Below are 20,398 nucleotides of genomic sequence, written 5' to 3'. Positions count from 1 at the left end.
CTTTACAAAGGTAGAAAATCACATTCTCATGGATATAAAGTTTTCGGTCAATTATAACCAAAAATTGAGCACATATCATATATAAATAGTTTTTTCGGCTCATAATGTACAATATTACTGGTCTATAATGGTTTCTAATGCGTTATAACAATATATATACATAGGTTTCAAGAACTATCCGTTGTATGTTACAGCGACTTAAAGCTTTAGTACGAATATTAAGCACCTATTAAACAGCGTTTAAATACAGTTTAAAATACTATACTTTCGACTGTTAAGCGATAAAAACGGACTGTTTATCCATAATTTTATATAAAACTAGCGGAAATGTTCTGTTTAGAAAAAAAAACTTTCTACTTTTGCAACTTGTAACATAGAAATCATTTGCAAATGAAATTAAGAATATTACCTACTTTGGTTGCCGGCATAATGACGGCTACATTTTTTTTGTCTTCGTGTCTAGGAAATGACTACGAAGAGATAGACTATCCTTCTACATCAAGTATCACTTCATTTTCTATTGGTACACTGCACCAGACATTCTACGTAAAAAGTTCAAAAGGGGAGGACAGTGTATACACGGACACAATAAGTTATGCCGATGTAGTTTTCACTATAGACCAGATTAACAGAAAAATATATAACAAGGATTCTCTTCCTAAGGATGTGGACGTGACTAGAGCTCTTGCCAGCATCTCTGCTGATTATCCGGTTATTAACTATGTCAAGAATGGTAAAGATACAGTTTGGACCGAGACCGATTCCATTGATTTCTCAAAACCTGTGACATTCAAAGTAATGACATATAGTCCTACTTTAAACCAGTTCAAATCCGGCTATCCATACGAAGTAACTGTAAACGTACATAAATTGAATCCGGACTCTTTGGTATGGAAACACATTGAAAACAACAAATTCGCAAATGGTACTGTTTATGCAAAACAGAAAGCAGTTTATGCTAACGAATATATATATGTGTTCGGAGAAACAACAGACGGTACTGTGAAAGTAAACAAATCAAAGTTGGAAAGAGGAGGAATGTCAAATTGGGAAGAAGTTGCCCTCACAAAAGAAGGAGTAAATATTTATTCTGCTACAGCATTCAACGATAATGTATATTTTGAAGCCAACGGCGAGCTGTACACTCTAAATAACCAAACAACAAAAATAGGAAACCTTTCGGGAATTACCAACCTTATATCTGTTTGCAACGGAAAACTTCTTGCATACAAGGCTAACGACAACAAGGTTATAGCAATTGACGCAGAAGGGAACGAACTTACAGATGAAGAAAGTAACTTCGTAAATGACAATAACCTGGACGGACGCCTGTCTGCTATATCAATGCCTTCGTCTCACAATAAGGATCTATGGAGAACTATTGTAATGACAAACAATACTGGAACATCGGAAGCAGATACCACAGCAAATGTGTTCAGCCATATTTCAAATGACAAGAATTGGGTGAAATATCAGCCAAACAGTCCTACAATCTGCCCTAATCAGGGAAACATTTCAATGATTACTTACGATGGGAAAATATATGCATTTGGTGAAGACTTCGACTATTTCTATCTGTCATCAGACAACGGATTGAACTGGAAGAAAGATACCGGATATATGGTATTCCCTACTGAGAACAAAAACGGCATTGACAAACTCACAAACTACCGTGACGGTGGAAGTTATTCTGTCGCTGTAGAAAACAATGGTAACAAGGGAGAGTTCATTTGGTTCATCTGGAAAGACGGAAGTTCCACAAGAGCACTTCTAAACAGACTAATGCCAAAGGAATAATTACTATTTACAGAAAAAAACAATGCTATATAGAGATAAAATAGACAAAACCAAAGTTCCGGCACATATTGCCATAATAATGGACGGAAACGGAAGATGGGCAAAGGAAAAAGGGCATGCACGCACTTTCGGTCATCAGGCCGGAGCTGAAACTGTACACATAATAGCAGAAGAATCGGCCAGACTTGGTGTAAAATTCCTGACATTATATACTTTCTCCACAGAAAACTGGAACAGACCAGCGGATGAGGTAGCAGCTCTGATGAGTCTTCTTATGGATTCAATAGAAGAAGAAACTTTCATGAAAAACAATATAAGTTTCAGAATTATTGGTGATACTTCAAGACTGCCGGAAGATGTTCTTGAACGTTTGAACAGATGCATAGAAAATACATCCCATAATACAGGAATGTGTCTGACATTAGCCTTGAGCTACTCATCGAAATGGGAAATTACAGAAGCTGCGAAACAGATTGCCGAGAAAGTGAAACGAGGTGAACTGTCTGCCAACGAAATAACCGACAAGACTATTGACAGCCATTTGGCTACAAATTACATGCCTGACCCTGAACTGCTGATAAGAACAGGAGGCGAGATAAGGTTAAGCAACTACCTTTTGTGGCAATGTGCATACTCTGAACTGTATTTCTGCGACACTTACTGGCCGGATTTCAAGGAAGAGGAACTTTGTAAGGCTATTTGCGACTACCAAGGAAGAGAACGCAGATTTGGAAAAACTAGTGAACAATTATAATATTAAGCAATGAGATACCGTCTTTTACTCATATCTATGATGACCATGGGACTGACTTTCATGAACACAAAAGTCTGTGCCCAGGATAATAATACCGAAAACAACAAACCAGTAATACTATATAACGGCTCGCCAAAAAAGTATGAAATAGCCGATATCAAGGTGACTGGTGTGAAAAACTATGAAGATTATGTACTCATAGGAATCTCAGGTCTTGCTGTTGGGCAAACCATAACCGTGCCCGGCGATGACATAACCGGAGCTGTGAAGAAATACTGGAGACATGGATTATTTTCGGACGTGAAAATTTCGGCAGACAAGATAGAAGACAACAAAATATATCTGCACATTGAATTGAAACAACGTCCCCGTATCACAGACATCCGTTTCTACGGTGTGAAGAAAAGCGAACGCGAAGATTTGCAGGCAAAACTTGGATTGGTGAAAGGTAGCCAGATTACGCCTAACCTTATTGACCGTGCGAAAATACTTATCAAAAAACACTTCGACGAAAAAGGTTTCAAAAACGCAGAGGTAAACATCATAGAGAGAGAAGATACAGCCAACGTAGAACAAGTATATGTAGATGTGAACATTGACAAGAAGGAAAAAATCAAGGTTCACCAGATTACAATTGACGGTAACACAGTTCTTACAGACAAGAAGCTGAAGAGGGTTATGAAAAAGACAAACGAAAAAGGTAAACTTATCAACCTTTTCCGTACAAAGAAATTCATCGAGAGCAACTTCGAAGCCGACAAGCAGCTCATCATAGACAAATATAACGAACTTGGTTACCGCGATGCACTCATTGAAATGGATAGTATAAGCCAATTTGATGACAAGACGGTAAACGTATACATGAAAATTTACGAAGGTGAAAAATACTATCTGAGAGACATTACTTGGGTGGGCAATACCGTATACCCTTCGGACTTGCTTAACGAACAGCTTAGAATGAAGAAAGGTGACGTGTATAACCAGAAACTTCTTAATGAACGTATAAGTGGTGATGAAGACGCTATCGGTAATAACTACTACAACAGAGGTTATGTGTTCTACAACCTAGATCCAGTGGAAATCAACATAGACGGAGACTCTATCGACTTGGAGATGCGTATCACCGAAGGTCCGCAGGCTACCATCAGCCATGTACGAATCAACGGTAACGACCGTCTGTATGAAAACATAGTTCGCCGTGAGTTGAGAACACGTCCTGGAGACCTGTTCAGCAAGGAGGCACTTGAACGTTCATATCGTGAAATTGCACAAATGGGACACTTCAATCCTGAAAATATTAAACCAGACGTACAACCTAACGTACAAGACGGTACAGTAGATATTAACTGGGGGCTTGAATCAAAGGCCAACGACCAAGTGGAATTCTCTGCAGGTTGGGGACAGACAGGTGTTATCGGTAAGCTGAGTTTGAAGTTCACAAACTTCTCGTTTGCCAACCTGTTCAGAAAGAATGACAATTACCGTGGTATCCTTCCTCAAGGAGACGGTCAGACACTTACAATCAGTGGTCAAACAAACGGTAGATACTATCAGTCGTACAGTGTTTCATTTTTCGACCCATGGTTTGGAGGAAAGCGCCCTACGTCTTTCTCTGTATCAGCATTCTACTCAGTTCAGACTGACGTAAGCAGCAACTACTATAACTCGGCATATATGAACAATTATTATAACATGCTTTACGGTTACGGTAGCTACTACAACAACTATTATGGCAACTACTATAATAACTACGAATCTTACTACGACCCAGACAAGTCAATCAAGATGTTTGGTGCTTCAATCGGTTGGGGTAAGCGTCTGAGATGGCCTGACGACTATTTCACTATCTCGGCAGAACTGTCTTACCAGAGATTCATGCTTAAGGACTGGAGTTACCTGTACATCAAACTGAACAATGGACAGTATATGAACACCGGTAATTGTAACAACATCAATTTGAACCTTACACTTTCCAGAAACTCAACCGATAACCCTATCTTCCCAAGATACGGTTCTGAATTCTCGGCATCAGTTTCGTTCACTCCTCCTTACTCACTATTCAGTAATAAAGACTATTCTACTTACGGAAAAGACAATTATGAGGAGGCAGCTAGCATGTACAAGTGGATTGAATACCACAAATGGAAATTCAAAGCAAAGACTTATACTCCTCTCCTTCCTATTCAGAAATGTCCGGTATTGATGACACGTACTGAATTCGGTATTCTGGGACATTACAATAAATACAAACGTTCTCCGTTTGAGACATTCTACGTGGGTGGTGACGGTATGACAGGATACAGCTACAACTACGCATCCGAAACTATAGCTCTTCGCGGTTACGAAAACGGCTCGTTGACTCCATACGGTAGCGAAGGTTACGCATACATAAGACTTGGAGCAGAATTGAGATATCCACTTATGCTTGAAAACTCAACAAGTATCTATGCACTCGGTTTCGTAGAAGCAGGTAATGCATGGACTGACGTATCCAAGTTCAACCCATTCCAGTTGAAACGTTCAGCTGGTGTCGGTGTACGTATCTTCCTCCCTATGATCGGTATGATGGGTATCGACTGGGCATACGGTTTCGACAAGATAAACGGCTCTATGCAGTATAGCGGTAGCCAGTTCCACTTTATTATCGGACAGGAGTTCTAACGAATGACTCCTGACCGTATTAACGGATAGTAATAACCATTTAAAACACGAAAGATTATGAAGAAAATGTTTCTATCTCTACTGATTGTCATGGCAGGCATGATGACAGCACAGGCTCAGAAATTTGCCCTTATAGACATGGAGTTTATCCTGAAGCAGATACCTTCATACGAACAGGCGAACAAGCAAATGGAAAGTCTGTCAAAACAATGGCAGACCGAAATTGAAGCAAAATCCAAAGAAGCAAAAGCATTGTATGAAGCATATCAGAAATCTGCTCAGACTATGAATGCCGAACAAAGAACAGCCAAAGAAGAAGAAATAATTGCCAAGGAAAAAGAAGCTGCCGAATTGAGACAAACCTACTTCGGTCCTCAAGGTGAAGCAATGAAGAAAAGACAGGAACTTATATCCCCTATACAGGATGCAATATACAATGCAGTGAAGGAAATCGCAACTCAGAAAGGATATGACGCTGTAATAGACAGAGCATCTGCACAAAGTATGATTTTTGCTTCTCCTCGTATAGATATTAGCAATGAAGTCCTTTTGAAATTAGGATATTCAAAATAATTTTATACATTTGCAACCGAAAGGGAAACACACTCTACAACAGAAGAATTAATAATAAAATAGAATACAAAGATTATGTTGAAAAAATTAGCATTATTGCTTATGCTCGTTGCACCAATGAGCATATTTGCACAGAAGTTCGGATACTTCAAATCAGAATCAATTATCCCTGTAATGCCTGAATACGCTAAGGCTCAGACAGACATCCAGGCATTAAGAAAACAATATGAGGATGAAATCAAACGTGCGTCTGACGAATTCAACAAAAAGTTCGCCGAATTCCAGCAGGAACAGAAAAACCTTCCTCAAAACATCCTTGAACGTCGTCAGAAAGAGCTTCAGGAACTTTCAGAAAAAGGAATGCAGTTCCAACAGGATGCGCAACAGCAATTGGAAAAAGCATATAGAGACATGATGACTCCTATATATGAAAAAATGGAAAAAGCCGTTCAAGCTGTAGGTAAAGCCGGTAGTTATGTATTCGTATTTGACTTAAACCGTACTGATATACCTTATATAGACGAAACTCAAGCTAAGGACATCACAAACGATATTAAGACTAATCTCGGTATTAGCTTAACAGCTGCTCCATACGTACCACAGGTACCTGCTACACTTCCAGCAGGAAACTAATATTTAATTTAACATATAGTTTAAGTGAAGAATCTGTTTACACAAACTTGATGTGTACAGGTTCTTCACTTTTTAATTTTGAGAAAACATGCCATATCTGAAAAGCTTGATAAAAGGACCTATAGGTGTATTCGACTCCGGCTACGGCGGACTGACAATATTGAAAGAAATCAGAAAATTATTACCCGAATATGATTACATATATTTGGGAGACAATGCACGCACACCGTATGGCACTCGCTCGTTCGAAGTTGTGTATGAATTTACGCTGGAAGCAGTTGTAAAACTATTCGAAATGGGATGCCCACTAGTAATACTGGCATGTAATACAGCATCAGCAAAAGCATTAAGAAGCATACAACAAAACGACTTGCCATATTTGGACGATTCCAGACGCGTACTTGGAGTTATCAGACCAACAGCAGAAAGTATCGGAGAAGCCACTAAAAGCCGTCATGTAGGTATTCTTGCTACATCCGGTACTATACGTTCTGAATCATATCCAATGGAAATAAAGAAACTATTCCCTGATATTACTGTCAATGGAGTTGCATGTCCGATGTGGGTTCCTCTTGTTGAAAACAAGGAATATGATTCGGAGGGTGCAGATTTTTTCGTAAAGAAATATATCAACGAACTGCTTAGCAAGGACAAAGATATTGACACAATAGTATTGGGATGTACACACTATCCTCTACTTATTGACAAAATAAGAAAATTTACTCCTCAAGGAATAAATATAATAACTCAGGGAGAATATGTTGCTGCAAGCCTGAAAGATTATCTAAGCAGACATTATGAAATATCTAACAGATGTACCCAAAAAGGAAAATGTGAATTTCTCACAACAGAATCAGTGGAAAAATTTAAGGAATCGGCTTCTATTTTCCTGAATGAGAATATTGAAGTAAGAAGTATTACTCTTGAATAACCCTATAATAGTCTACGACTGAGATATCTGACTGGATACCATACTGAAATAAAGCCAACAACAAGCACTGTAGCAAATACAAGTACCACATCCCCAATATGAACACTCACTGGATAAGAATCTACTACGAAACTTCCTGCACTTCCCAGTGATATTATCCCATATTTCTGCTGAATAAGACATAGGATAAGGCCTATTATTACTCCTGAAATTGCTCCTATGAAAGAAATCATCCTTCCTTCAAAAAGAAATATCCGCACTATCTGACTGTCAGAGGCTCCAAGATTTCGTAATGTCTGCACATCATTTTTCTTGTCTATAATAAGCATTGAAAGCGAACCGATAACATTGAAACATGCTATCATCAGAATAAATACAAGGAATATATAAGAAATGAGTTTTTCAATTTCCATTATTCTGAATGTATCTGCCTGCTGTTCATAACGGTTCTGAATACAGAAATCATCACCTAATTTCTCTTTTAGTTTTTTTATTACATTATTCTCATCAGCACTACCAATAAGTCGAAGATTGACGGCAGTTACTTCATTTGTATACTGGAAGAGACGGCGCGCAAAGCCAATAGATGTTATAATATACGAGGCATCGTATTTCTCCTGATTCACTGTAAATGTCAGTCCTGACGAGAATAGCTGGTCGCTGACAAAACTGCTCATAGGATTTGACATGTTGATACGACTTCCACGTTTAGGAGCATATATTTCCAATGGATCAAGGAAACGTATTCCGGAGCCTAATGTCGATAGAAGTTGGAGACCTGGTATCGCATAATCTACCACCTCATCGTGAAGAATAAGTTCTCCCCGACCGAAGAGGATGCTATCTATAGGGGTAAGTTTATCAAAATTGTCCTCCACCCCTTTTATTATTGCCATCACCTGGCGGCCTTTATATTGCACCATGGCATTATCCTCCACGGATTCTGAATACACGGCAATCTCAGGCATCGTTCTGATTTCGGAAAATACCGGTGCGCTTCCGTCAAACACTTTTCCCTTGACGGATGTAATCTTAATCTGTGGGTCAAAAGCCGTAAAGAATGTCGCCACCATATCCTGAAACCCGTTAAAAACAGAAAGTGTGCAGACCATGGCCAGTGTGGCCAAAGCGACTCCGCACACAGATATAACAGAAATTACATTTATGGCATTATGCGATTTCTTTGAGAATAGATACCTTTTAGCAATAAAAAAAGGAAAATTCACGATGAACTTATTTTTTTAAATGACGACATTTAATCGTTCAGAAGTTTATCAATCTTTTCAACGTAATCAAGTGAATCGTCGATGAAGAATTTCAGTTCCGGAATGATACGCAACTGGTGACGAACACGGTTACCAAGTTCATAACGGATTGACTTCATATTGTCATTGATGTTCTTAACTATTTCCTCTCCTCTTTCAGAAGGAAAAACACTCAAGTATGCACGAGCATAACTCATATCAGGACTGATTCTGACTATGCTGACAGAAACAAGTACTCCCGGCATTGATTTTGTCTGCAACAGAAACATCTCGCTCAATTCTTTCTGAATGAGTCTGGCTATTTTGTTTTGTCTGGTAGTTTCCATATTATCTTTTATTTTTTTCTTATTACGGTAAGCCCGTCGCGCATGGGCAATATTACTTTCTCCACTCTCTCGTCGGCAGCTACCAAGTCATTGAATTTCTTTATTCCTATTGTCTGAAGGTCCGTATGATGAGGATTTTCTTCCAGTACATGACCATCCCACAATGTGTTGTCGGCAAGGATATATCCACCTTTACGAAGCTGCTTGAAAATCATTTCGTAGTAATCAACATAGTAACGCTTGTTTCCATCCATAAACACAAGGTCAAATGTTATATCCAAAGTAGGAACTATTTCCATAGCATCACCTATATAGAACTTGATTTTGTCAGCGTATGGTGAATTTTCCAGCCATGGACGTGTGAAATCCTCCTGTTCATCATTAATCTCAAATGTATGAAGCATTGCTCCATCTTCAAGGCCCTCAGCCAGACAAAGAGCGGAATAACCGCTATATGTGCCTATTTCAAGCACCTGTTTCGGACGAATCATCTGTACAAACATTTTCAACATTCGCCCCTGAAGATGTCCGGAAGCCATACGGGGACGCAGTAATTTCACATGCGTCGCCCGATATAATGCTTTCAGATATTCTCCTTCTTCATCAATGTGACGAAGTATATAATCGTCCAGTGCGTCCGTTTCTTTCATTATCGATTATAAGTAACGGTTTTTATTTGGAAGAACATAGTCGTCAGCATGCTCAAGAACATCATTCACCTGATTGATTTCAAGGAATGAAGTCTTAGTTCCTGCCTTACCACTACTCAAATATGCCACCATGTCGTTACCAGAAAGAACACCGTCGGTAATAAGTTTGCGAAGAGCAGTGAAGTAATATTCCTGACCGTTCGCTTTTTCCGGCATATAGATAGCTTCTACTCCGTATGACAGAGCAAGATGACGCATAGTCTTTTCTTTATAACAGATAGCAAGAACAGGATATTTTCCACGATACGCTGCGAGACTGCGAGCAGTAAGTCCACTGAAACTGTCAGTAATAATGGCATGAATAGGCATCAAGTTTGTAGCGCGAACTGCTGATTTAGCCAAGAAGCTTGTTACATCAGCATTTTCTGGAGTAAGACGAATTGGTATATCATTTTCCTCCATTTTATCCTTTTCAGCCTGAGCTGCAATCTTAGTCATAGTCTTAACTGCTTCTACAGGATATTTACCGTAAGCAGTTTCACCACTAAGCATCAATGCGTCTGTACGATAATAAATAGCATTAGCAATATCAGTTACTTCAGCACGTGTAGGACGAGGATTGTTAATCATTGTATGAAGCATCTGTGTAGCTACGATAACAGGCTTACGAGCAAGAATACATTTCTTGATGAGCTGACGCTGTATACCAGGGATACGTTCCTGAGCGACTTCGATACCAAGGTCACCGCGAGCAACCATAACCCCATCTGCAACTTCAAGAATTTCATCTATATTGTCAACACCTTCCTGATTTTCAATCTTGGCTATAATCTTGATATCACTGTTGTGAGCATCAAGTATCTCACGTATATCTAATACATCCTGACGATTACGAACAAACGAGTGAGCGATAAAGTCAATATCTTTTTCTATAGCGTAAAGAATATTGTTACGGTCTTTTTCTGTCAATGAAGGAAGATTGATACGTACCCCAGGAACATTAACGCTTTTTTTACTACCTAAAGTGGCGTCATTCTGTACTTCGCAGAACAAAGTTGTTTCATTCTTATCAACTACAGTCAAAGCCAAATCACCGTCATCAATCAAAACTGAAGCTCCAACAGAAAGGTCATGAACAAAACTCTTATAAGTTACCGCAATACATTCGCGAGTAGTCTCCTGATCAGGATTACCTACGATCTGTACTTTATCACCTATCTTAAAATCGATAGGTCCTTCAGCACTGGCTGTAGTACGCACCTCTGGACCTTTAGTATCCATAAGGATTGCAATACGGTTAGATACTTCGCGCACATTGGATATCAACTTTTCGAAACCCTCGCGGCTGGCATGCGCAGTGTTCATACGAACAACATTCATACCCGCATTAAAAAGATCTCTGATAAAATCCACTTCACAGCGCAAATCTGAAATGGACGCAACGATTTTTGTTTGTTTAAGCATCATAATAAAAAAACTATTATACCTGTTTTACACTATTTCGAATTAATAAATGCCTCGACTGCCAATCTGTATGAATCGAGTCCAAAGCCACATATCACTCCACGACATGCACATGAAATCATAGATTTATGTCTGAATTCCTCTCTTGTATGCACATTGGATATATGAACTTCAATGGCAGGTGTTGTAACAGCTCTCAAAGCATCCTGCAAAGCTATAGACGTGTGAGTATAAGCACCGGCATTCAGTACGATGCCATCAAATGAGAAACCTATCTCGTGAATTTTATTAATCATCTCACCTTCCACATTTGACTGATAGTAATGAAACTCAACATCAGGATACATAGCCACCAATCCAGCATAGTACTCTTCAAAAGAAACATTTCCGTATACAGAAGGTTCACGCTTTCCCAATAAATTTATATTAGGGCCATTAATTATTTGTATTCGCATCGTTTATTTTTAATATAAACTTTTGTACCTTTGTAATAAATATGGTGCAAAGATAATAAAAAAGAATGAATAAACAGGTAGCAAACGGACAAATTATAATAAAGTATAAACAATATCTGAGATTGGAAAAATCACTATCCGAGAACACTATTGCTGCATATACTTGCGACTTGGAAAAGCTCATCTTGTATCTTGAAGAAGAAAAGACAAACATTCTAGACGTCAGGCTCGAGCATCTGGAGAACTTCACTGCCTGCCTCAGAGATATTGGAATATGTCCACGTTCCCAGGCAAGAATCCTTTCAGGAGTCCGTTCATTCTACCACTATCTTCTCATAGAGGAATACATAAAGCAAGACCCTACAGAACTACTAGAATCACCTCAGATAGGGAAACATTTGCCAGATATTTTAAGCGTTGAAGAAATTGACAGTCTTATAAATGCCATTGACAGGAGCACAAGAGAGGGACAAAGGAATTGCGCAATTCTTGAGACGTTATACAGTTGCGGATTGCGAGTTTCGGAATTATGTAACCTGAAAATCTCAGACCTATACCTTAACGAAGGTTTTATAAAAGTAGAAGGAAAGGGAAGTAAACAAAGACTTGTACCAATTTCTCCTAAAGCGATAAAAGAAATAAAAACTTATTTTATATCAAGAGACGAAGGATTGATAAAACCTGGGTACGAGGATTTTCTGTTTATTAGCAAATTCGGTAAAAATATTTCAAGAATAATGGTTTTTCATATCATAAAAGAACTGGCAAATAAAATAGGGTTAAAGAAAACTATAAGCCCACATACTTTCAGACATTCGTTTGCTACTCATCTACTTGAAGGAGGCGCAAATTTAAGGGCAATACAATGCATGTTGGGACATGAAAATATCGGTACTACAGAAATATATACACACATCGACAGGGCAAGATTAAGGAACGAAATAATCAACCACCACCCCAGAAATAACAAAAAACAAACATAAAACTATATGTTGCATTATTTTTTAAGCATTTTTCATTAGTTATCAGATAAAAAAACGGACAAAATAGAACTAAACTATATCTTTTTTCGTATCTTTGCCCCCGAGTGAACATTATTAAAAGAATAAATTTATATAATTATACAAACCTAATTTTTTAAAAATCATGATTAAGAAGTTGTATTTGCCTATCGTGGCATTATTAGTTCTTGCTTTCTCTTCATGTAGCAAGATGGGAGAATTGTCTTCTGACTACTTCACAACAAATCCTGAAGTTTTGGAAGCTGTTGGAGGTAAAGTTCCTGTAACTATAACAGGTAAGTTCCCTGAAAAGTATTTCAAGAAAACTGCAACTGTAGAAGTTACTCCAGTTTTAAGATGGGAAGGCGGCGAGGCTAAAGGTCAGCCAGCAATGTTCCAGGGTGAAAGAGTACAAGGTAACGACCAGACTATTTCTTACAAAGCTGGTGGTACTTACACTATGAAAGCTTCTTTCGACTATGTTCCTGAAATGGCTAAATCTGAACTTTATCTTGACTTCAAGATAAAATTAGGAAGCAAAGAATACACAATCCCTTCAGTAAAAATCGCTGACGGTGTAATTGCTACTTCTGAACTTCCAACTGTTGCTTCTGCTAATGCTGCTAATGCAGCTGACGCTTTCCAGCGCATCATAAAAGAAGCTAAAGAGGCTCAGATTATGTTCTTGATCCAGCAAGCTAACCTTCGCTCTAGCGAATTGAAAGCAGAAGGTATCAAAGATTTCCACAAACAAGTAGCTATCGTTGCCGGTGACACTAAGAACTACAAACTTAACAATATCGAAATTTCTGCTTACGCTTCACCTGATGGTGGTGTTAAACTGAACACAGGATTGGCTGAAAAACGTCAGGACAACACTGAAAAATACATGAAACAGCAGTTAAAGAAAGGTAAGATTGAAACTAATGTTGACACAGAATACACTGCACAGGACTGGGAAGGTTTCAAAGAATTGGTATCTAAATCAAACATTCAGGACAAAGACCTTATCTTACGTGTTCTTTCAATGTATCAGGATCCAGAACAGCGTGAAGCTGAAATCAAGAATATTTCTTCAGTTTACAAGACTTTGGCTGACGAAATTCTTCCTCAGTTGCGTCGTGCACGCTTGACAGCTAACTATGATATCATTGGACGTAGTGACGAAGAAATCAATGCTGCATTCGACTCAGACGCTTCAGTATTGAGCGTAGAAGAACTTTTGTACGCTGCTACTTTGACTAACGACAACGCACGTAAAGAAGCTATCTACAAGAAGACTATCGAACTTTATCCAAATGACTACCGTGCATACAACAATCTTGGTGAAATGGCTTACGTATCAGACAAGGCTACTGCTGAGAAATACTTCAAACAGGCTGCAAGCAAAAACGCAAATGCTCCTGAAGTTCAAACAAACCTTGGTTTGATCGAAATGTCTAAGGGTAATGTAGCTAACGCTGAAACACATCTTTCTAAGGCTACAGGTGCTAACACTGCAAACGAAGCTCTTGGTAACTTGTATATCAAACAGGGTCAGTATGACAAAGCTGTAGCTGCATTCGGTGATACTAAGACTAATTCAGCTGCTTTGGCTCAGATCTTGGCTAAGGATTACAACAAAGCTAAGAACACTTTGTCAGCTGTTAAAAACCCAGATGCTTATACAGACTATCTGATGGCTATTGTTGGTGCTAGAACAAACAATGCTGATTTGGTTAAGACTAGCATGGCTAAGGTTGCTCAGAAAGACGCTGCTCTTGCTGCTAAAGCTGCAAACGACCGCGAATTTGCTAAATATGCAAACGAAATCAAATAAATTATACAATAATTGAATCGATTAAGGCTGGGACTAATTGTTCCAGCCTTTTTTTGTAAATAAAATACAGTATAATTCCAACTTTACATCATTTTTATGTATTTTCGCAGAAAACAAACCAATATAATATATGAATATAATAATCAGAGCCATCATTTTCTGTACAATTATTCTAACCACATCCTGCGGGAATAACAAAGAGTTTACACTTTACGGTGAACTCAGCAACAAGAAAGAAAAGTACATATATGCAATATACGATGATCCAATAGCAAAAATTGATACAATAAAACCTTCAGATGGGAAATTTGAATATACTTTCATACCAGATACTATAACTATCTTTAGATTAGTGAATGATTCTGGTATAGCACTTCCAATATTCGCAGATAAAAACTGGAATGTAAAATTCAAAGGTAGTTTCAAAAATCCTGGAATATCAGGTGACGGTCCTAACGACGAACTTGCTCAATTTAGAGAGGAATGCAAGAAAGACACTTCCAATGTATACAAACTTGCTAAAGACTTCATTCTGAAAAATAGAATGTCGTATGCTTCAGCATATATTTTCAACGAATTCTTTATACAAAAAAAGAATCCCAACCCCAAAGAGCTCGAAGAAATTATAGCTCAAATGGACGGACATGTAAAGGATTGTAGAGTAGTTGACATAATACAGAAAGAGCTTTCAGATAACAAAGAAAACACATCAGAATATCTCAACTACTTTTCATCCAAAGACAGGAGTGGTAAATATGTAGGGTGGAGCAGCAAAGAAGAATTATATACTCTGGTAAATATTTGGGCCTCATGGGATAATAAAAGTCTGCAACAAAGAGACTCACTCTACAAAAAACTTACAAAGCTGCCAAAAGAGAATTTCAGAGTACTGAATATTTCCATGGATTTTGATAAAGAAGAATGGATAAAAAACTGCAAGCAAGAAAATGAACAATGGATTGAAACTTGTGATTTCAAAGGTTGGCAAAACCCAATTATAAAACAAATGGGAATCTCAGGAATTCCTCATAATATTCTGGTAACAAAAAACAGAAAAATTATATCATCATGCATATACGGCGATAAACTTATAGAGAAAGTAGCTAGTCTTATACAGGAAAACAAGAAAAATAAATAAACGATTATGCTTGTAAAGCTATACGGAGCTGCAGTACAAGGTATTGACGCTACAATAGTGACCATAGAAGTAAACAGTTCAAGAGGAATAAAATTCTTTCTCGTCGGACTACCTGACTCTGCTGTAAAGGAGAGTCATGAGAGAATTATGTCGGCACTAAACGTAAACGGATACAAGATTCCTTGTTGCCAGATAGTTGTTAATATGGCACCTGCAGACATTCGTAAAGAAGGTTCATCATACGATCTTCCTCTGGCAATAGGCATTATGGCTGCAACAGGTATTGTATCATCTGAAAAGCTCGGACAGTATCTAATTATCGGAGAACTTAGTTTGGACGGAAGCCTACAACCTATAAAAGGAGCCTTACCTGTAGCTATAGCGGCAAGAGCTCAAGGATTTAAAGGCTTCATATTACCAAAACAGAATGCACGCGAAGCTGCCGTAGTGAACAACTTGGATGTTTACGGAGTAGAAAATATAAAGGAAGTTGTTGAATTCTTCAATGGCACACGTGCTTTAGAACCAACAATAGTACATACCAGAGAAGAGTTTTATCAGAATCAGACTGATTTTCCTTTCGATTTTGCAGATGTTAAAGGACAGGAGAACGTTAAAAGAGCACTTGAAGTGGCTGCTGCAGGTGGACACAACATCATAATGATAGGTGCTCCTGGAAGCGGTAAGTCAATGATGGCTAAAAGACTGCCAGGAATATTACCACCGTTGACGTTATCAGAAAGCCTTGAGACAACTAAAATACACTCAGTAGCCGGGAAGCTTGGGAAAGATATTTCACTCATAGCCACACGTCCGTTCCGCAGTCCTCACCATACCATATCACAAGTAGCCATGGTAGGCGGAGGAGCAAACCCTCATCCAGGTGAAATAAGCCTTGCACATAACGGCGTTTTGTTTCTGGACGAACTGCCTGAATTCAACAGAAGTGTACTTGAAGTTCTCAGACAGCCACTTGAGGACAGACACATCACTATTTCCAGAGCAAAATATGTACTGGACTATCCTGCCAGTTTCATGCTGGTAGCATCAATGAACCCATGTCCGTGCGGTTTCTATAACCATCCTACTCGTAATTGCGTATGTTCGCCCGGACAAGTACAGCGATACCTCAATAAGATTTCCGGTCCTTTGCTTGACAGAATAGATATTCAGGTGGAAATAGTTCCGGTTCCATTCGAAAAAATATCCGAACGGGAAAAAGGTGAAAGCAGTTCTACAATAAGAGAAAGAGTGATAAAGGCACGTAAAATCCAGGAAAAAAGATTCGAAAAAGAGAAAGGAATACACTGCAACGCACAGATGACATCATCACTCCTTCACATTCATGCCCAACCAGATACACAAGGGCTGTATCTGCTTAAAAATGCCATGACACGCCTAAACCTATCTGCAAGAGCCTACGACAGAATACTGAAAGTTTCAAGAACAATTGCCGACCTGGAGGGCTGCCCGAATATTCTGTCGTCTCACATAGCCGAAGCTATAAGTTACAGAAATCTTGATCGTGAAAACTGGGCTGGTTAAAAGCATACCGAATTACCCGACATTCATTTCACTCTCGTTTAGAATAAAACTTGACAAAGTTATTTTCTCAGGTTTTACCATTGGAGTTTTTCTGTATCTACACGATTCAAATATACATGTACTGCACTTGGGTTTCTCAAAAATATCACATGGATCAAGATGTAAGGTAAGCTGAACTTTCTCATTATATTTGTCAGTCAGAACCTTTTTAAGCTTCTCACCTGCTTTATGTCCTTCTGATACAGTATAATACCAAGGCACGGTCAGGTCACAATCTATGTATATGCAGTTACCGGACTTAATGACTTTCGTATTATGTATATCGACCCATTCTGGCTGGCGGTTTTTGTTAAGCAAGTCTGCCAATTCTTCCAGAAGTTTATCATCAGCCGTGTCAAGCAATCCGGCTATCGTATTTCGCAAAATAGATACGCCTGTTATAATAATTATGGATCCGAAGATAAGAGCCAAGGCACTGTCTATCCATGCCAGACCTGTAAAATACAATACCAGCAATCCTGCCACAAGACCTATAGTGGAGTATGTATCAGACTGCAAATGTTTTCCACCGGCAATCAAAGCCATGGAACCATACTTTTTACCTGTCCTGATGCTGTAATATCCCATAAGATAATTCAACACACCAGATACTGCTACTATCACTATACCAACATCCAGTTTTTCTACCTCTGCTGGAACCAAAAGTCGTTTAACAGCTTCGTAGATAATCATGACACCAGCCACGCTTATCAGTATACCTTCTACTGAGGCAGAAATAAGTTCAATCTTTCCATGTCCGTACGGATGTTCCTTATCGCCCGGCTTGGCTCCCCAACTGAGACAATAAAGACTTATAAGTCCTGCTACGACATTTACAATACTTTCCATGGCATCAGTCAGTACTCCCACAGAGTTTGTAACAAAATAAGCAATAAATTTTCCTATAAGTATAAGTCCTGATATAGTAACTATTCGTTTCTGGACTTTAAGCTTTATCTGTTCTTCATTCATACATCAAATAATTTAATCTGCGACAAAGATATAAATATTAGATTTAACTGAATTAATAATTTATATTAGCTTTTTAAAATGGTGTTTAAACTGCATTGAAGAACAGGTCAAAACATCTATATAAATACAATTTTAAAACGACAGCTAATTTTAATCAGAATGCCTTGTCATTTAAGGTTGAATAACAAGGCATTTTTTCAAAACGCATAAAACCAACTTTGGACTATTCAAATTGCACAGCTGATAAATAATGTATATCTTTGCACTCATATTAAACTAGTTACAACAAAAAATATAACTATATAGCAAATGGAAAAGAAATTCAAAAGAACAACCGTAACATCGGCACTTCCATATGCCAACGGTCCTGTACATATAGGACACCTGGCCGGAGTTTATGTTCCTGCCGATATTTACGTTCGCTATCTTCGCCTCAAGAAGGAAGATGTAATCTTCATCGGAGGATCAGACGAACATGGTGTGCCTATCACTATCCGCGCAAAGAAAGAAGGCGTTACTCCACAAGATGTAGTAGATCGTTATCATACACTTATACGCGATTCATTCAAGGAATTCGGTATTTCATTCGATGTTTACGGACGTACTTCATCAGAAATACATCATCAGACAGCTTCAGATTTCTTCCGTAAACTTTATGATAAAGGCGAGTTCATAGAAAAAACTTCTGAACAGTACTATGACGAAGAAGCAAAGACATTCCTTGCTGACAGATATATTACCGGCGAATGCCCTCGCTGCCATGCAGAAGGCGCATACGGCGACCAGTGCGAGAAGTGTGGTAGTACACTCTCTCCTACAGAGCTTATCAATCCTAAGAGTGCCATCAGCGGTAGCCAGCCTGTAATGAAGGAAACAAAACACTGGTATCTGCCACTCGACAAACACGAAGGGTGGTTGCGCAAATGGATTCTTGAAGACCATAAGGAATGGCGTCCTAACGTATATGGTCAGTGCAAGAGCTGGCTTGATATGGGACTTCAGCCACGCGCCGTAAGCCGTGACCTTGACTGGGGTATCCCTGTTCCTGTAGAAGGAGCAGAAGGCAAAGTGCTCTATGTGTGGTTCGACGCTCCTATCGGATATATCTCAAACACTAAGGAACTGCTTCCTGATTCATGGGAAAAATGGTGGAAAGATCCGGAAACACGTCTTGTACACTTCATCGGTAAGGACAACATCGTGTTCCACTGTATCGTCTTCCCTGCCATGCTGAAAGCTGAAGGCAGCTATATCCTGCCGGATAATGTTCCTTCAAACGAGTTTCTGAACCTTGAAGGAGACAAGATTTCAACTTCACGCAACTGGGCTGTATGGTTGCACGAATACTTGAAAGACTTCCCAGGCAAGCAGGATGTTCTGCGTTATGTCCTCACAGCTAACGCTCCTGAGACTAAAGATAATGACTTCACTTGGAAAGACTTCCAGGCACGCAATAACAACGAGCTTGTTGCCGTTTATGGTAACTTCGTAAACCGCGCACTCGTTCTTACAGGCAAATATTTCGACGGTAAAGTTCCTGCTGCAGGCGAACTGACAGACTACGACCGTGAAACTCTGAAAGAATTTGCTGACGTTAAGGCTGAAGTGGAAAAACTTCTTGATGTATTCAAGTTCCGCGACGCACAGAAGGAAGCAATGAACCTGGCACGTATCGGTAACAAGTATCTTGCTGATACAGAACCTTGGAAACTTGCCAAGACAGATATGGATCGTGTGGCTACTATTCTGAACATAGCTCTTCAGCTTGTTGCCAACCTTGCTATTGCATTCGAACCGTTCCTGCCGTTCAGCTCTGCAAAATTACGCACAATGCTCAATATGGACTCATTCGAATGGGATAATCTGGGGCGTACAGATCTTCTTGCTACAGGTCATCAGCTTGGTAAAGCAGAACTTCTGTTCGAAAAGATTGAGGACAGCGCAATAGAAGCACAGGTTCAGAAACTTCTTGATACAAAGAAAGCCAACGAAGCTGCAGCTTACAAAGCTAACCCTATCAAGCCTACAATAGCATTCGAAGATTTCGAAAAGCTTGATATCCGTGTAGGTACAGTTCTGGAATGCGAAGTAGTCCCTAAGATGAAGAAACTACTGAAATTCAAGATTGCCGACGGCCTTGAAAACCGTACTATCGTGAGCGGTATAGCACAGCACTACAAACCTGAAGAACTGATAGGAAAACAGGTATTGTTCATTGCCAACCTTGCTCCACGTCAGTTCAAGAACGGTCTGGTGAGCGAAGGTATGATTCTGAGTGCAGAAAACTTCGACGGCTCATTGGCTGTTACTTCACTGCTTAAGGAAGTAAAACCGGGAAGTCAGGTTTGCTAATAAGATTATTACAGAAAATCAAT

The 20,398-nt window shown here is 39.0% G+C and carries 17 protein-coding genes; 11 read left to right on the top strand and 6 right to left on the bottom strand.

Annotation, left to right across the window (positions count from 1 at the left end; genetic code table 11):
* The first annotated feature begins 390 nt into the window (after positions 1 to 390).
* The 6 genes from Q0486_RS07990 (at position 391) to murI (ending at position 7,349) form a co-directional block, all read left to right on the top strand.
* The gene (locus Q0486_RS07990; protein WP_299231897.1) at positions 391 to 1,797 is read left to right on the top strand and encodes a DUF6242 domain-containing protein; all 1,407 of its coding nucleotides are present in this window, start codon (positions 391 to 393) and stop codon (positions 1,795 to 1,797) included.
* A gap of 22 nt (positions 1,798 to 1,819) precedes the next feature.
* Positions 1,820 to 2,551, top strand: a complete 732-nt coding sequence (locus tag Q0486_RS07985) for an isoprenyl transferase (RefSeq protein WP_299231895.1) — start codon at positions 1,820 to 1,822, stop codon at positions 2,549 to 2,551.
* Between the two features lie 36 nt (positions 2,552 to 2,587).
* Positions 2,588 to 5,212 (top strand): outer membrane protein assembly factor BamA, encoded by a 2,625-nt coding sequence (gene bamA / locus Q0486_RS07980; RefSeq protein ID WP_299231942.1) that lies wholly within the window; start codon positions 2,588 to 2,590, stop codon positions 5,210 to 5,212.
* 57 nt (positions 5,213 to 5,269) lie between these two features.
* A complete protein-coding gene (locus tag Q0486_RS07975; RefSeq protein WP_299231893.1) occupies positions 5,270 to 5,785 on the top strand; it encodes an OmpH family outer membrane protein in 516 nt (171 codons plus the stop codon).
* Positions 5,786 to 5,860: 75 nt separating this feature from the next.
* Positions 5,861 to 6,418, top strand: a complete 558-nt coding sequence (locus Q0486_RS07970) for an OmpH family outer membrane protein (RefSeq protein ID WP_299231892.1) — start codon at positions 5,861 to 5,863, stop codon at positions 6,416 to 6,418.
* 88 nt (positions 6,419 to 6,506) lie between these two features.
* Positions 6,507 to 7,349, top strand: a complete 843-nt coding sequence (gene murI, locus Q0486_RS07965) for a glutamate racemase (RefSeq protein WP_299231891.1) — start codon at positions 6,507 to 6,509, stop codon at positions 7,347 to 7,349.
* Positions 7,350 to 7,351: 2 nt separating this feature from the next.
* On the opposite strand, the gene Q0486_RS07960 is transcribed toward murI, so the two are convergent.
* The 5 genes from Q0486_RS07960 to aroQ are packed head-to-tail and all read right to left on the bottom strand — an operon-like array spanning position 7,352 to position 11,509.
* Positions 7,352 to 8,575 carry an FtsX-like permease family protein gene (locus tag Q0486_RS07960; protein WP_299231890.1) on the bottom strand — a complete coding sequence of 408 codons (1,224 nt, stop codon included), beginning with the start codon at positions 8,573 to 8,575 and terminating at the stop codon, positions 7,352 to 7,354.
* Positions 8,576 to 8,604: 29 nt separating this feature from the next.
* Positions 8,605 to 8,940 carry a 30S ribosome-binding factor RbfA gene (rbfA, locus tag Q0486_RS07955; RefSeq protein WP_235325624.1) on the bottom strand — a complete coding sequence of 112 codons (336 nt, stop codon included), beginning with the start codon at positions 8,938 to 8,940 and terminating at the stop codon, positions 8,605 to 8,607.
* Positions 8,941 to 8,948: 8 nt separating this feature from the next.
* Entirely contained in the window at positions 8,949 to 9,590 is a 642-nt protein-coding gene (locus Q0486_RS07950) for a class I SAM-dependent methyltransferase (RefSeq protein WP_299231887.1), read from the bottom strand.
* 6 nt (positions 9,591 to 9,596) lie between these two features.
* Positions 9,597 to 11,057: a pyruvate kinase gene (gene pyk, locus Q0486_RS07945; RefSeq protein ID WP_299231886.1), complete on the bottom strand. Its 1,461-nt coding sequence runs from the start codon at positions 11,055 to 11,057 to the stop codon at positions 9,597 to 9,599.
* Between the two features lie 29 nt (positions 11,058 to 11,086).
* Positions 11,087 to 11,509, bottom strand: a complete 423-nt coding sequence (aroQ, locus tag Q0486_RS07940) for a type II 3-dehydroquinate dehydratase (protein ID WP_299231884.1) — start codon at positions 11,507 to 11,509, stop codon at positions 11,087 to 11,089.
* Between the two features lie 65 nt (positions 11,510 to 11,574).
* Between aroQ and xerD the strand changes: the two genes are divergently transcribed.
* From xerD to Q0486_RS07920, 4 genes are all read left to right on the top strand, one after another.
* Positions 11,575 to 12,492 (top strand): site-specific tyrosine recombinase XerD, encoded by a 918-nt coding sequence (gene xerD, locus Q0486_RS07935; protein WP_299231883.1) that lies wholly within the window; start codon positions 11,575 to 11,577, stop codon positions 12,490 to 12,492.
* Positions 12,493 to 12,655: 163 nt separating this feature from the next.
* Positions 12,656 to 14,329, top strand: coding sequence for a hypothetical protein (locus Q0486_RS07930; protein ID WP_299231882.1), 1,674 nt, complete (start codon positions 12,656 to 12,658; stop codon positions 14,327 to 14,329).
* A gap of 130 nt (positions 14,330 to 14,459) precedes the next feature.
* Complete coding sequence (locus tag Q0486_RS07925; RefSeq protein WP_299231881.1) at positions 14,460 to 15,467, top strand: thioredoxin-like domain-containing protein; 1,008 nt, start codon at positions 14,460 to 14,462, stop codon at positions 15,465 to 15,467.
* A 6-nt stretch (positions 15,468 to 15,473) separates the two neighbouring features.
* Positions 15,474 to 17,012 (top strand): YifB family Mg chelatase-like AAA ATPase, encoded by a 1,539-nt coding sequence (locus Q0486_RS07920; RefSeq protein ID WP_299231880.1) that lies wholly within the window; start codon positions 15,474 to 15,476, stop codon positions 17,010 to 17,012.
* Between the two features lie 12 nt (positions 17,013 to 17,024).
* Here Q0486_RS07920 and Q0486_RS07915 read toward each other — a convergent pair whose 3' ends face one another.
* Complete coding sequence (locus Q0486_RS07915) at positions 17,025 to 18,023, bottom strand: cation diffusion facilitator family transporter (protein WP_299231879.1); 999 nt, start codon at positions 18,021 to 18,023, stop codon at positions 17,025 to 17,027.
* Between the two features lie 309 nt (positions 18,024 to 18,332).
* On the opposite strand from Q0486_RS07915, the gene metG reads away from it, so the two are divergent.
* Positions 18,333 to 20,375, top strand: coding sequence for a methionine--tRNA ligase (gene metG / locus Q0486_RS07910; protein ID WP_299231878.1), 2,043 nt, complete (start codon positions 18,333 to 18,335; stop codon positions 20,373 to 20,375).
* Positions 20,376 to 20,398 lie beyond the last annotated feature (23 nt).

Origin of the sequence: uncultured Bacteroides sp. (assembly GCF_937912035.1) — a bacterium.
In the GTDB taxonomy this organism is placed as follows: Bacteria; Bacteroidota; Bacteroidia; order Bacteroidales; family Bacteroidaceae; genus Phocaeicola.
Note: the sequence above shows the minus strand (reverse complement) of the source record. Positions and strands in the feature narration are given on the sequence as shown.